The following is a 14,756-nucleotide window of genomic DNA, read 5'->3' as shown; positions in this document are numbered from 1 at the left end:
TCTTTTTTAATAGATGCCGAATTGCATATTATTTCTAACTTTGTAAAAACTAATTTGAAAAGGAAACGATGATGAATGAAGAAAAAAAGTTGTATTTGTTGGATGCTTACGCGTTGATTTATCGCTCGTATTATGCGTTTATTAATAATCCGAGGATAACAACAACAGGGATAAATACTTCGGCAACTTTTGGTTTTTGTAATTTTTTGTTGGAACTGTTGGAAGAGGAAAGACCGACTCATTTGGCTGTCGTTTTTGATCCGGAAGGACCCACCTTCCGGCATGAAATGTATCCTCAATATAAAGCTCAGCGTCCTCCTATGCCGGAGGATTTAAAAAAATCGGTCCCTTATATAAAAAGAATCATTCAAGGATTAGGAATCGGTTTGATTGCCGTGGATGGTTTTGAGGCGGATGATGTTATCGGAACCTTAGCCAAAATCGCCGAAAAAGAGAATTTTCAGGTCTATATGATCACTCCGGATAAAGATTATGCCCAGTTGGTGAGCGAGCGGGTGTTTATGTATAAGCCGGGACGGGCTGGAAATAAATCGGAGGTGTGGGGAATCGCGGAAGTTTTGGATCATTTCGGAATAGAGCGGGTGGAACAGGTCATCGATATTTTAGGATTGATGGGGGATTCTGCCGATAATGTTCCGGGATGTTCCGGGGTAGGGCCGAAAAGCGCTTCTTCTTTGATTTATAAATACGGGAGTATTGAAGGTATATACCAGCATATAGAAGAGTTAAAAGGGAAACAAAAAGAAAATTTACTGGCTTGTCAATCTACGGTGTTTTTATCGAAAGAGTTGGTTACGATCAATAGTGAGGTTCCGGTAGATATCTCTATAAAGGATTTAACTCGGAAAGAGATAAAAGAGGAAGTGTTGGAACCGATATTTAAGGAGTTAGAGCTCTTTTCCTTGTCTAAACGGATATTTTCGATCGAGCATACTGAATCCCTGGTTGAATCTCTGCATGAAGAAGAGGTTGCTTATCAGGAAATTCAAAGTGAAAAAGAGTTGAATGAATTGATCGAAGTGTTGGAAAAGGCTCCGGAGTATGTTTTGAATTCGGTATTTGGGGATGGGACTCTTTATAATTCTTACCCGGCTTACCTTGCTTTTTCGGTTCGGGCCTATCGGGTGCGTTACCTGCGTTTACCTTTAGAAAAAGGGGCTGCCGAGAAAATGATCGGAAGGCTGAAATCCGTCTTTGAAAATTCGGATAAGATTTTGATATCTAATGATGTGAAAAATGATATCATCTGGTTACGACGGGCGGGTATTGAAATAAAAAACCGGATTTTTGATATAAAGATTGCACATTACGTGTTGCAACCGGATAGCTCTCATGAGTTGGAACGAATTGCGCTGGAATTGTTGAATTATCGGTTGATTAAGGGAGGAGACGGTGAGAGTCAACAGCTTACGTTGTTGTTTGAGGATGATACCGTTCAAAATAAAGATTTTGAAGAGAGAACCGATATCCTTTTCCGGTTGAAAGGGAAACTTAAGGAAGCTTTGGAGCAGGTCGGCTTATATACACTTTTCGAGCAGTTGGAGATGCCTTTGGTTTTTGTTTTGGCGGACATGGAGTATGAAGGTGTCGCGATTGACAAAGAGGCATTGAAAGAGTTGTCTGAGGAGTTGAAGTTAAAGATTGCGGGGTCCGAAAAGATTATTTATCAGATGGCAGGAAAGGAGTTCAACATCAGTTCGCCCAAACAACTGGGAGAGGTGTTGTTCGACGATATGAATATCGGGGGGACAAATAAAAAGACCAAAACGGGTCAATACAGTACGTCCGAACAAGTTTTATCCAAGTTGGAGGGAGAGCATCCGATCATAGAACATATATTGACTTACCGGGGATTGAAGAAATTGTTGACGACTTATGCAGAGGCTTTACCGACCTATATTGATCCCGGTACCGGAAAAATTCATACGCGTTTTAACCAGGCAGAAGCGGCTACCGGTCGTTTAAGTAGTTTGAATCCCAATTTGCAGAATATCCCCGTCCGGACCGAAGAGGGAAGAAATATTCGGAAAGCTTTTATTACCGGGGATCCTGATTATTGCTTCTTTTCGGCCGACTATTCTCAGGTCGAACTTCGTTTGATGGCTCATTTAAGCGGAACGAAGGAGTTGATAGATGCTTTTTTGAACGGGGAAGACGTACATGCTGAAACGGCCGCAAAAATTTATCACGTACCTTTGAACGAGGTTACACCGGAGATGAGACGTCGGGCTAAGACGGCTAATTTCGGTATTATATACGGTATTTCGGCTTGGGGACTAGCCGAACGATTAAAGATACCGAGAAAAGAAGGAAAAGAGTTAATAGACGGTTATTTTGATCTTTATCCCGGGGTGAAGCAATATATGGAGAAATCTGTCGAAAAAGCCAGAAAACAAGGATATGTGGAGACCATCATGGGACGGCGGCGTTATTTGCGAGATATTAACTCCCGGAATGCCGTGGTTCGCGGGGTTGCGGAACGAAACGCAGTGAATGCCCCGATTCAGGGGTCTGCTGCCGATATCATTAAAAAAGCGATGATCTGTATCCATCAGGAGATCATACGGAGAGGGTTAAAGTCCAAAATGATATTACAGGTACATGACGAGTTGAATTTCAAATGTTACAAGGAGGAGTTGGAAGAGTTAAAAGGATTGGTCGTGGATTGCATGGAGAATGTGGTTAAACTTGCTGTCCCCTTGACCGTGAGTACCGGGTACGGAGAGAACTGGTATGAAGCCCATTAAATGTTGTATACGAAATAATTTTATTCATGCGTGGAGAACAAGTTGATACGTTGCATTTGCCATTAACAGGAACATCGGCAGATTCTATTATCCGGCCTGTTTCTCTTTTTGAAAAAAAGGTGTCCGTAAGGGAAGAGTTTCTGTTTGATACCATTACTCCCGCAACGGGTTATACCGATTTATGGAAAGATATTCCTTTAAAAGGACAACAGGATGTAGATTTTATGTCCGGGGTGTTGTTGTATACGATTATTTTTTTAGGCTTGCTTGCTTTTATCCGGTTGAGGGGGAAAGGGATGTTCTCCAGTTTATTCAGCTTCTTTTTTAAACAGAAAAATCAGGAGAAGATATATACGGAAGGGCTACGTCCCAATTATTTTTTTCTGTTTCTGACATTTTGTCTTTCCGCTTCCGTTCTTTCTATATTTTTTGTTTACGTGATTCGTCGCGATGTTATTTTTGACGATACTGTTCTTGTCTTTACTTTATTTGCGGGATATCATTTGTTTCTAATCGGTTTTATTCGTCTTTTAGGCTGGACCTTTAATGCCCGTCATTGTGCCAAAGAGATGGTTACAAACTTGTGGGTTTACAATACGGTGATTGGATTAATGATCTCTCCTTTCGTTATCGCTTTATTTTATGTTCGGCCTACTTCCGTTCAACCCTTAATTTATTTCATTTTCACAATATTTTCTATCTATTTGATTTTTAGATTTATAAGATTGATTAAAATATTATTTGAATATAGAGTTTCAATTTTATATATGATTTTGTACCTTTGTGCGCTCGAAATATTGCCATTTCTTGTATTATACAAGATGTTGGAAGAAATTATAGAAGCAAGTGTTAATTAAAAACCTACAGCATTGAGGATCAAGAAAATATTAGTTTCGCAGCCTAAGCCAACAACAGAAAAATCTCCCTATTTTGATTTGGCTGAGGAGTATGGTTTGAAATTAGAGTTCAAATCTTTTATTAAAGTGGAAGGTGTCTCCGGGAAAGAATTTCGGCAACAACGAATCAACATACTTGATTATACGGCGATTGTTTTTACAAGTCGGACGGCCATCGATCATTTTTTTAGAATTTGTAACGAACTGAGAGTTGTCGTACCGGACACGATGAAATATTTTTGTATTTCCGAATCGGTGGCTTTCTACCTGCAGAAGTATATCGTATACCGGAAAAGGAAAATTTTCTATGGCGATAAGAAGGTGGAGGATATGACCAAGATCTTGTTAAAGCATAAGACGGAAAACTTTTTCGTTCCTCTCTCCGATGTGCATAAAGAAAATGTGCCGGGATTATTAGACGAATTGCATTTAAAATACACGAAGGCTGTTTTATATAAAACGGTTGCCAACGATCTTGTAGATGAAATTCCGGATTTAAAGGAGTTCGATATCATTGTGTTCTATACTCCGGCAGGAATAAAATCTTTATTTCATAACTATCCCAATTTCGAACAGGGTACGACCGTGATTGCCGCTTTCGGTCCGGCGACGACCGAAGCCGTGGAAGAGGCGGGCTTAAGACTGGATATTAAGGCTCCCACGGAAAAGGCGCCATCTATGACGATGGCTTTGGAACAGTTCATTAAAGCTTATAATAAAGAGAATAAAAAGTAATGAGATGGACATCAAACGATGTCCATTTTTATTCTGTTTGTGATGATGAAGCAAGAGACTATAGGATATACGTTTTGCAAGGCCGAGCGCTTGTGTAGTAGAAGTCGTTTCGAACGTCTCCTATCGTCTGGTTTTAGTTTCGTTTCTTATCCTTTGCGGGTGGTGGTATACGTGTCGGAACGGCAAGAAGAGGAATTTCCCGCACAGATGGCAGTTAGTGTTTCTAAAAAACGTTTTAAAAGAGCGGTGAAGCGGAATCGGGTAAAACGTTTGGTACGGGAAGCCTATCGATTGAATAAGTTTCGTTTGTATGAAAATATTCCGGAAAACGAGGCATGGAATATGCTGTTTATTTATCTGAATGATTCGATTGTAAAATACGATAAAATTGAAAAAGCAATAATAGGTGCCTTTAAAAAAATGGAAACTCATATTAAAAAGGATCGTGATAGGAATATTGTTGATACCCATTAAGTTTTATCAGTATTGTTTATCGCCGTTGAAGCCTCCCACTTGTCGTTATACACCCACGTGTTCCCAATACGCGATAGAGGCCCTGCGAAAGCATGGTCCTATAAAAGGGTTATGGTTGGCCATCAAACGGATATGTTCCTGTCATCCTTGGGGAGGTTCGGGATACGATCCTGTCCCGTGAATTTGTAATATTCCGGAATATATATTATTTTCGTTCTTACGTAATAAAATAAAGTTATGAATAAAAATACACGTATTGTCCTGATCATTCTCGGTGTTTTCATCTTGACATTGGGGATTTTAAGTTTAAAGGAAGATGAAAAACGTTTTGAGGTTAGTAAGGGTTTGAATATTTTTGCGACCCTTTTTCGGGATGTGAATCTTTTCTATGTCGATGAAATAGAACCGGAAAAATTAGTGCAGACGGGAATTGATGCTATGTTGAAGTCTCTGGATCCTTATACGGTCTATTATCCGGAATCGAAAATGGATGAGTTTAAGATGATGACGACGGGAGCTTACGCGGGTATCGGTTCGATTATCAGTATGAAAAACGATTATGTGGTAATTCGGGAGCCTTATCGAAACTCTCCGGCCGATAGGGCCGGGTTATTACCGGGAGATTTGATTCTTGCCATAGACGGCATGGATATGAAGGGAAAGAATACGGAATTTGTTAGTCAGCACTTGAAAGGACAGCCGGGGAAAGAGGTTACGATAAAGATCAAACGTTTGGGAGTAGAAAAGCCCATGGAGTTAAAGGTGGTTCGGGAGAATGTTCAGTTACCGAGTGTTCCTTATTACGGTATGTTTAACGATAAGATCGGTTATATCTATTTTACCAGCTTTACGGACAAGTCGGCAGAAGATGTACGCCGGGCTATTATGGATTTGAAGCAAAAGGGAGCCGAATCTTTGGTCTTGGATCTCCGCGGAAATGGAGGAGGTTTATTGGATCAGGCCGTTGAAATTGCTAACTATTTCTTGCCTCGCAACACGTTGGTAGTAAACACGAAAGGGAAGATCAAACAATGGGATAAGGAGTATTTTACTTCCAATAATCCGATTGTTCCCGATATGAAATTAGCTGTTTTGATCGACCGTTCTTCTGCTTCTGCCTCCGAGATCCTTTCGGGTTCGTTACAGGATTACGACCGGGCGGTGATTGTCGGGGAACGTTCTTTCGGTAAAGGATTGGTTCAGACGACGCGAGATCTGGTGTATAATACGAAATTAAAGGTAACCACGGCGAAATATTATATTCCGAGCGGACGTTGTATTCAGGCGGTGGATTACGCTCACCGGAATCCGGACGGGAGCGTGGGAACCATACCCGATTCTTTGATTACGGCTTTTAAAACGAAGGCGGGACGAACCGTATATGACGGGGGAGGAATTACTCCGGATATAAAAATAGAACCGGAAAAATACGCTAAAATTACGCAGGAGCTGGTCATTAAGGATATGATTTTCGATTTTGTCAATGAGTATGCGTTGACACATCCCTCTATTCCTGCTCCGGCGACCTTTGAGTTAACGGATGATATCTATAATGACTTTAAAAAGTACCTGAAGGAACATCAATTCGAGTATGAGACCGCTTCTCAAGCCGTTTTGGAGAAGTTAGCGGAGACGGCTAAAGCCGAGAAATATTATGACCAGGTAAAAGGTCAGATCGATCGCTTAAAATTGGAATTGGGTCATTCGGTAGACCGGGATCTGGATTTGTTCCGGAAAGAGATCAGCGAAATCCTTTCCGACCAGTTGATGAGCCGTTATTACATGCAAGAGGGAGTGGTCGAGTTCAGGATGCGGCATGACTCCGATGTGGCAAAAGCGGTCGATGTGCTCTCCGACGAGGAGGTGTACCGGAAAATTTTAAAATAAAACGGGTAGTAGTTTTTGGTTTTTCAAAAAACTACTATATTTGCAGCGCAATTGCCCTATGGTGTAACGGTAGCACTCCAGATTCTGGTTCTGTCTGTCTGGGTTCGAATCCTAGTGGGGCAACAAGCTGAAAAATATCCCTTGTAACGTCAAAGTTACAAGGGATATTTTTATACTCGGAACGATTTTCATGTTTATTTTTTGCTTATAAATTGAAATTTGAATGGCTAAAATTATGGCCGTAATTTATCTGCTTGATGGTTGTAGTGTAGAATAAAAGAGGATATGAAAATGAAAGCGCTATCCCGACGGACAGCGCTTTATAAGTTAAGTAGCCTTAGAGCGACTGTTATTCCAACCCCAAAACGGTTTTACCTTGTTTGAAGAAGATATCTTTCGGTATTCCGGCTCCGGCGATTTTATCCAAATCTTTTTGGAGGGAAGGAGGGATAACTCCTTTGGCTGCAATCAAGGCTTGTGCTCCGGCGATGTCTCCGTTACCTTGCAAGGTGATGTATTCCCCGGCAATAACCCCGATATCCTTCTTCATTTTTTCGAAATCGATGGTGTAATATCCGGTAGTTTCGTCTTTCGTGATGGCTCCGCTTTCCATGAAATGGTTAAATTGAAGCATGTTGGCCTTTCCGTGTGCGCTGGCAGCACCGAACCGCACGGAACGGAAAATACCGGCCACGAAAGTAACATAGTTATCCATCAGATCTTTGTCTTTCAGAATGCCCCAATCGGCTAATTGCGTGAGGCAATATAGTCCGAGGATATCGGCTTTGGCTTCTTCGATGGAGGTATAGGTGTTCTGCAAGACGGCCCGAACCTCCTGTTTGTCTTTGATCGTGTAATTGACACCGAGACCGTGAGCCACTTCATGGAACATGGTATTTTCGAAGAAAGCATCTCCTTTCACGTGTTTTTGTTGTTCCGGGGTGATCACCAATTTGGAGATGGGAACCACCATGGTCTGGAATTTGGCATCCATAGAGTTTTTTAATTGCAATTTGCGGCTTCCTTTTGCGGCATGTACCCTCGGATCGTTCGGGAGGTTGATGGCTATATTTTTACTGCCTGCATTGCAATCTCCTGCATAGTAGATTACGTCATAAGCATTCAGGTCTGCATTGGCATTTGCTTTTTCTTGTTTGTAGGCAGCCTCTACCGGAAGGTTTTCCTGTAGTTTCGGTAGATATTGAGCGTATAAAGAGAGTTTTTTGCTCCACTCTTTGTCTTTTACCAGAATCTGACCGGAATGGGAGGCTTTATAACCGAATAGTTGGTCTTCATAAGTTTCTATCGGGCCGACAACGAAATCCAGCGTGTTGTTTTGCATATCCATCCATGCCAAATCACTGGCGAGATAATCATCGGTCAATAAGGCTTGAGACCGTAATTCCAGGTATTTTTTCAATCCCGGATCTTCTGCCAGTTCTGCTGCTTGTTTCAATAGTTCTGCTGCTTTGGCAATCTCTTCCGGATAGGCTTCGTGGAAGGGGACAACGATCAGTTGACCGGAAGTGTCCCGCCTGATAACGCTATACCAATCCGTCTTCCGGGGATCTTTCAATGCCTGAAACTCTTCTTTGGTCATATCGGCCGGATAGAAGTTAGCTCCTAAGGGTTTGGGGCCGACGCCTTCGATAAAAGGTTTATTGTCGTTTAGCCTGTCCCACGGACCATAGTTGATCTTAATGTATTTCTGGGCGTAGGGATCGGGATTTTGGGCGAGTAATTCTTCTTTATCTCCATAAGCATTTTGCCAGAAAATTTCTTCCATGATGTCCGCTACTTCAATAAAGATGGGAATCATTTTTTTCTCGTTTTCAGTTAGCTTGCTCATATCTGTCGTGAGTGTAAACTCAGCGTATTGGTCGGCAAGCGGCTTATAAGGGCTTTCTTTGGCTTCTTTTTTTGCCTCTTTACAAGAGAACATAAAAGAACCTAAAAGTAAAAATAGGAATAGTTTTCTCATTTCGGACTGTGTTTTTAAGTTATGTTGGCGAATTTATAAAAAGGAGGGGATTAATTATTATAAAATGAGAAAAAATTACTTTTTGAAAATCCTCAGAAAATGGGAAAAAGTAGCGGATTATGTTGTTACAAACGTACTTAAAAGAGGATAGAGGCTCCGAAACTGAGTTGATGGAGCTCCGGCCCTTTATCTTTTTTAAAGAGAGGCGTCAAACCGTAACGACTCCACACGGCAAAATGATTACCTCCCATTTGGGCCATCAGGTCGAATTTGAACCGGGATAGATTGATCGATTGGGTACTTTTCATTGTTTTGACCGGGTGAGGGAATTGGTCTTCGACCAGCTTTATTTTGGTTTGGGAAAAGAAGTTGTAAGAACAGACTGTTCCGAAAGCCATATGGAAGCGGCTTTTTACCCGGGACGGCATCTGGAATTCTAACATTACCGGTATGTTGGCCGTGGCGAGCATCAAGCGGCTGGATTTGATTTTACCTTCTGTCGGGGTAAGGGGAGCGGTCCTGCCACTTTTCTCTTTTTGAACCGAGATTTTATGATCCAGTTCCATATTTTGAAATTCGGCTCCGATTCCGGCAACGATCCCGATATTATTCTTTACTTTTTGTAGTCCGATATTGATTTCTATCAGATTCAAGGCCAGGGTGTAAGAGTGGGTTATTTTCAATTTCATGAAATCTTTCTCCTTATAAGCGGAATAATCCGTTTGAATGAAATGAATAAATCCGGCGTAGATTCCTGCCACATGTCCGTTGAAACGAATCTTCTCGCCTTTTTCGTTTACGTACGGACTTTGAACAGAATCCGAGGGATGACTCACCCGAAGGGTGTCCTGTGCTTTGAGACTATTTATTCCGATAAAGGAGATAAATAGAATGAATAATGTCGTTTTCATACGATTAAAACTTATTGGTTGATGTATAACATAAATAGGTTATTCTATTCGTCCGTAAAGAGTAGAGCGACAAGATCAACCCATTTTGATCTTGTCGAGTTTGTGAATGTAGGATCAACCTGCAAGTCTCTGAAGGGGAAATGTATTTACGTTATCGACAATAGGAAGTTGTCGTATAAGGAATTAATAAATATGAAAACAAAGTATCAAAAGTTATTTCCGGTAGTGGCCTATTTTTAGATTGAACGGCGGATCAGAAGGTGAGGCCTAATCCTATGCCGTAAGGGTGTACTTCCGGTCCTTTATTGGTTTTAAACATCCGGTTCAGGGAATAACTTCCCCATACGGCGACATGTCCGTATCCGGCACGAAGGGTGGCGTCTACCTTGACCGGGACCGTACTGAAATTCCCGGAATCTTTTAAACGGCGATTTTTCCCATCGTCTTTTTTATAGGCGACCTTTGTTTTCGTATGTAAACGCAGGCCTCCCATGAATCCGCCGGATACAAAGGCCTTGGTTTTGCTTTCACCGGGGAATTGTGCTTCTAACAGCAAAGGGACGGTAAGGTATAGATTTTTGAAAGAGCTTTTTTTCACGTGTAAATCGGTTAGCGGATCGGAATGAATCACTCCGTGTTCGTCTTTTACAATGGTATTTTTATGTTTGAAACGAAAACGCTGATACTCCAAACCAAGTCCGGTTACCAACCCGATAGTGTTGGATGGATTCAAACGTATGCCCTTCTGAATGAGATTAAATTGCATAACCCATGAATTTCTCTTGTCCAGCTCCATGTAATCCTTGTCTCCGAGCTCGGTGTAGTTTGTATTAAAATTAACGAATCCGAAGAAGAAACCGCTCCAATGACCTTTGAAATAGAGGTAATTGTTATTTTGATAGGAGTGACGATGTAACGGATCGCTTAATATTTCCGTCGTATTGACTCTTCTTTTTTTCCGTTTTTCCTGTAAATAGATTTGTTTAAATTGCCCTTTCACCGTGTCGGATTTGGTGTTTTGAGCCCATGCGGGACAGGCGATAAGGAGGATCATAAAGAAAAGTATTGTTTTCATGGCGATGAATGATAGTTTATGTTGCTGTATTTTTCGTTTTGTTTGATATAAAGGTTACAATTCCGGATTAAAGGAGATAGAATTGAAAAATTTTTCTTTTTGGACAAGGATTTCATTCAGAAGTTTTGACTTTCCCCCGATGACGATTTGGTACATGCAATTATTTCTGAATATAAATCGTTTATAGTAAGTCATATTATCCTTGTCTTTAGTTATCGTGTAACAAATTTCTTTTATCTCCATGTCTTTATGCGGAATGTTTTTTTCTTCTTTTAGAATGGCCGATTCCATCGCCAGCGTCTCTTTTTTCATTTGTTGATACAATTGCGCTGTCGTCAGGTCTTTGAACGCTCCTTTTTCTGTATTCAATTTCGTGCATACGACGCCGAAGACACTGGTTAAGTTTTTCGTCTGAAAAATCCACGATTGAGCGCCTTCTGTCTCTTTTTTCAAACGTTGGGCATGGTTGGGAAATAGAAACGAGAGATGATCCGGACCTTTAATCCGTATCCACTCGTCATTTGCTGAACTAAAAGTGAGTAAGCCTGCCAGAAGAATATGAAGTATATGCATATGAATCTTTTTATTTTGAAAGTTAAAGATATTAATTATTATTTTTGTGGCCAAACTTATAAATAAGAGATCTCTAAAATTACGAATATCTTATGATTATTGGAGGAAAAGACGTGGGAGAAAGGCCATTGATTTTGGCACCGATGGAGGAGGTTACGAATCCCCCCTTCCGTAAATTTTGTAAGCGTTATGGCGCAGACTGGTTGTATTCCGAGTTTGTTTCGGCAGATGCTTTGGTACGCTCTGTGAATAAGACCGTAAAAAAACTGACGATAGAGGATAGCGAACGACCGGTTACCATACAGATATATGGTCGCTTCATCGATTCGATGGTAGAGGCGGCTAAGATTGTAGAGACCGTACGACCGGATTTTATCGATATTAATTTTGGATGTCCGGTGAAGCGGGTTGCCGCAAAGGGTGCAGGGGCGGGCATGTTACGGGATATACCCTTAATGGTAGAGATGACCCGGCAGATCGTACGGGCGGTAAACATTCCGGTGACGGTAAAAACCCGTTTGGGATGGGATTGTGATCATATTATTATCGATGAGGTGGCGGAGCGGTTGCAGGATGTCGGAATTAGTGCTTTGGCCATTCACGGAAGGACCCGCTCTCAGATGTACAAGGGAGAGGCCGATTGGGAGCCTATCGCTCGGGTTAAAAATAATCCCCGGATAAAAATTCCTGTTATCGGAAATGGGGATGTGGATTCTCCTCAAAAGGTGAAGGAAGCTTTTGAACGTTACGGCGTCGATGGCGTGATGATCGGGCGGGCGACTATTGGAAAACCCTGGATTTTCAAACAGATAAAACATTATCTCTCCACGGGGGAAGTATTACCCGAGTTGACGGTAGCAGAACAAATCGAGATCATTAAAGAACAGATACTCTTGTCTATGGAGTGGCTGGACGAGGTTCGCGGACTATTTCATATGCGTCGGCATATGGCCTGTATGTTTAAGGGCTTGTCTCATTTCAGGGATTTAAGGATAGAAATGCTACAAGCCCCTAACATAAAAGTTTTATGGGAAGTCTTTGACCGAATCAACGAGAGATACGGTTCCGGAGTATTAAACGGAGAGAATAGCATAAACGAGAGCGGCGATTCCGCTTCCGATTAAAGGCCCGAAGACCGGAATCCACGCGTAGTCCCAATGGCTGCTACCTTTCCCCGAAATAGGTAAGATGGCATGCATGATTCTGGGAGCAAGATCTCTTGCCGGATTAATCGCGTACCCTGTAACTCCTCCTAACGAAAGACCGATGGCCCATACGATAAAGGCAACGGGGATGGCCCCGATAGAACCTAAGCCTATGGGAGTGGTCGTATCCACGTCAGCGATGAGTTCTGCTCCGGTAATGTAAAAGACGGAAAACATCAGGACAAAAGTACCGATTATCTCACAAGAAAAATTGATGATGTTATGTCGTATTTCCGGGGCTGTACAGAATACACCCAATTTTGTACCCGGATTGTCCGTTACGTTAAAATGGTCGTAATAGATAATCCAGACAAGTAGGGCTCCGAGAGCGGCGCCGATCATTTGGGCAATGATGTAAAACGGTACGTCACTCCAGGGAAATTTTTCCGTAATGGCAAAGCCGATCGTGATGGCCGGATTCAGGTGAGCCCCGCTATAAGGTCCTGCAATTACGACTCCGGTGAATACGGCCAATGCCCAAGCCGTGGTAATGGTAATCCAACCCGCACCGAATCCTTTGGTTTTGTTCAGTACTACATTGGCAACCACTCCATCTCCGAGGAGAATCATGACCATTGTTCCGATAAGTTCAGCTGCAAAAGGAGACATGATAATTTGATTTTAGATTATGAATATTCAAAGTAAAAAGATCCAAAATGGATCAGAGATTAGGTGATTCCGTGATGAAGTATTCAAATCAATGATAGAATCACTTCGTCACGGAAATTTAGTCGTTTTGCATCACTCTTCCCAGTTTCTTACCCGTTCTACGGCTTTATGCCACATGTGCAGAAGTCGCTCTACATGTTCCTCGGTATCTTGAGGCTCGAAGACCCGGTCGATACTCCATTGTTCTTGAAGTTCTTCTGTGTTTTCCCAGTAGCCGGTTGCCAATCCTGCCAGATAGGCGGCTCCGAGAGCTGTTGTTTCCAGCACTCTCGGACGTACGACGTTAGCTTTGCAGATATTACTTTGGAATTGCATCAGGAAATTATTGGCGACAGCACCTCCGTCTACCCTTAATTCCGTCGATGCCTGTTTCATATCGTGTCCCATGGCTCGAATCACATCGTACACTTCGAAAGCAATACCCTCCAGGGCGGCTCTTGCGATATGTTCGGGCGTGGTTCCCCGGGTAATGCCTATGATACCCCCTCGGGCGTATTGGTCCCAATAAGGAGCTCCTAAGCCTGTCAGAGCCGGGACAAAATATACGCCTCCGTTATCGGACAGGGAGGTGGCCATTGCCTCGCTAAGGGAGGCAGAAGAGATGAGTTTGATACCGTCTCTCAGCCATTGAATAACAGCTCCTCCTACAAATACGCTACCTTCGAGAGCATAAGTAACTTCTCCCTTAATTTTCCAAGCGATTGTGCTCAGTAGGTTATTCTCCGATTTAACCACCTTATTGCCGGTATTCATCACCATAAAACACCCTGTTCCGTAAGTCGTTTTCGTCATTCCGGGCGTAAGGCAGAGTTGACCGAAAAGAGCCGCCTGTTGATCTCCGGCAATTCCTGCAATCGGTATTTTGGTGGAGAACAAAGTCGTCGCCGTTTCGGAATAGATCTCGCTACTGGCTTTTACTTCCGGTAATAAGGATTCGGGGATATGAAATAACTCCAATAACTCTTTATCCCATTCCAGCGTGTGAATATTGAATAACATGGTTCGGGAAGCGTTGCTGACGTCTGTAACGTGTACTTTCCCGTGGGTGAATTTCCAGACGAGCCAGCTGTCGACCGTACCGAAACAAAGTTTCCCTTTCTCTGCGCGTTCCCGTACTCCTTCGACATTATCTAATATCCATTTGATTTTTGTGGCAGAAAAATAAGCATCGATAATTAAACCTGTTTTTTCCCGGATCATGTCGCCGTATCCGTTTTCCTGTAACTCTTTACAAACATCGGCCGTCCGCCGGTCCTGCCATACGATGGCGCGATAGACGGGAATAGAAGTTTCGCGATCCCATATGATCGTCGTTTCCCGTTGATTGGTTATCCCGATACAGGCAATATCCAATCCGGTCAGGTTGGCTTTGGCGATAACCTCGGCGGCAACTGAGGATTGGGAATACCAAATTTCCGTGGGGTCATGCTCCACCCATCCGGGTTTCGGAAAGTGTTGTTCGATCGGTTTTTGTGACATGGCAATGACATTCCCGTTGTGATTGAAAAGCATTGCCCGGGAAGAAGTTGTTCCCTGATCTAAGGCCAATACGTATTTCTCGGTTTTCATAATTTTATTTGTT

The 14,756-nt window shown here is 42.4% G+C and carries 13 protein-coding genes and 1 tRNA gene; 8 read left to right on the top strand and 6 right to left on the bottom strand.

Annotation, left to right across the window (positions count from 1 at the left end):
• The first annotated feature begins 71 nt into the window (after nt 1-71).
• The 7 genes from polA to QZR76_RS02465 all read left to right on the top strand — a co-directional run bounded on the left by polA (nt 72) and on the right by QZR76_RS02465 (nt 6,883).
• Entirely contained in the window at nt 72-2,768 is a 2,697-nt protein-coding gene (gene polA / locus QZR76_RS02495) for a DNA polymerase I (protein ID WP_294140218.1), read from the top strand.
• A gap of 26 nt (nt 2,769-2,794) precedes the next feature.
• Nucleotides 2,795-3,625, top strand: a complete 831-nt coding sequence (locus QZR76_RS02490; protein WP_294140071.1) for a DUF4271 domain-containing protein — start codon at nt 2,795-2,797, stop codon at nt 3,623-3,625.
• 12 nt (nt 3,626-3,637) lie between these two features.
• A complete protein-coding gene (locus tag QZR76_RS02485) occupies nt 3,638-4,399 on the top strand; it encodes a uroporphyrinogen-III synthase (protein ID WP_294140068.1) in 762 nt (253 codons plus the stop codon).
• Nucleotides 4,400-4,441: 42 nt separating this feature from the next.
• A complete protein-coding gene (rnpA, locus tag QZR76_RS02480) occupies nt 4,442-4,873 on the top strand; it encodes a ribonuclease P protein component (RefSeq protein WP_294140066.1) in 432 nt (143 codons plus the stop codon).
• The gene (yidD, locus tag QZR76_RS02475; protein WP_294140216.1) at nt 4,830-5,054 is read left to right on the top strand and encodes a membrane protein insertion efficiency factor YidD; all 225 of its coding nucleotides are present in this window, start codon (nt 4,830-4,832) and stop codon (nt 5,052-5,054) included. The genes rnpA and yidD overlap by 44 nt, the downstream gene beginning before the upstream one ends.
• A gap of 56 nt (nt 5,055-5,110) precedes the next feature.
• Entirely contained in the window at nt 5,111-6,760 is a 1,650-nt protein-coding gene (locus QZR76_RS02470; protein WP_294140065.1) for a S41 family peptidase, read from the top strand.
• 52 nt (nt 6,761-6,812) lie between these two features.
• Nucleotides 6,813-6,883: transfer RNA gene (locus QZR76_RS02465), tRNA-Gln, on the top strand.
• Nucleotides 6,884-7,109: 226 nt separating this feature from the next.
• On the opposite strand, the gene QZR76_RS02460 is transcribed toward QZR76_RS02465, so the two are convergent.
• The 4 genes from QZR76_RS02460 to QZR76_RS02445 form a co-directional block, all read right to left on the bottom strand.
• On the bottom strand, nt 7,110-8,741 hold the full coding sequence (locus QZR76_RS02460; protein ID WP_294140063.1) for a Zn-dependent hydrolase: 1,632 nt from the start codon (nt 8,739-8,741) through the stop codon (nt 7,110-7,112).
• A 137-nt stretch (nt 8,742-8,878) separates the two neighbouring features.
• Entirely contained in the window at nt 8,879-9,652 is a 774-nt protein-coding gene (locus QZR76_RS02455) for a hypothetical protein (RefSeq protein ID WP_294140061.1), read from the bottom strand.
• Between the two features lie 253 nt (nt 9,653-9,905).
• The gene (locus QZR76_RS02450) at nt 9,906-10,727 is read right to left on the bottom strand and encodes an outer membrane beta-barrel protein (protein ID WP_294140059.1); all 822 of its coding nucleotides are present in this window, start codon (nt 10,725-10,727) and stop codon (nt 9,906-9,908) included.
• A gap of 54 nt (nt 10,728-10,781) precedes the next feature.
• On the bottom strand, nt 10,782-11,300 hold the full coding sequence (locus QZR76_RS02445; protein ID WP_294140057.1) for a hypothetical protein: 519 nt from the start codon (nt 11,298-11,300) through the stop codon (nt 10,782-10,784).
• A gap of 92 nt (nt 11,301-11,392) precedes the next feature.
• Between QZR76_RS02445 and dusB the strand changes: the two genes are divergently transcribed.
• Nucleotides 11,393-12,424 carry a tRNA dihydrouridine synthase DusB gene (dusB, locus tag QZR76_RS02440; protein WP_294140055.1) on the top strand — a complete coding sequence of 344 codons (1,032 nt, stop codon included), beginning with the start codon at nt 11,393-11,395 and terminating at the stop codon, nt 12,422-12,424.
• On the opposite strand, the gene QZR76_RS02435 is transcribed toward dusB, so the two are convergent.
• Both QZR76_RS02435 and glpK read right to left on the bottom strand, forming a co-directional pair.
• The gene (locus tag QZR76_RS02435; protein ID WP_294140051.1) at nt 12,374-13,114 is read right to left on the bottom strand and encodes an MIP/aquaporin family protein; all 741 of its coding nucleotides are present in this window, start codon (nt 13,112-13,114) and stop codon (nt 12,374-12,376) included. The two genes, dusB and QZR76_RS02435, sit on opposite strands and share 51 nt — an antisense overlap.
• Before the next feature lie 132 nt (nt 13,115-13,246).
• Nucleotides 13,247-14,743: a glycerol kinase GlpK gene (gene glpK, locus QZR76_RS02430; protein WP_294140049.1), complete on the bottom strand. Its 1,497-nt coding sequence runs from the start codon at nt 14,741-14,743 to the stop codon at nt 13,247-13,249.
• Nucleotides 14,744-14,756: the final 13 nt, after the last annotated feature.

Origin of the sequence: uncultured Sanguibacteroides sp. (genome assembly GCF_900543425.1) — a bacterium.
GTDB lineage: Bacteria > Bacteroidota > Bacteroidia > Bacteroidales > Marinifilaceae > Gabonibacter.
Note: the sequence above shows the minus strand (reverse complement) of the source record. Positions and strands in the feature narration are given on the sequence as shown.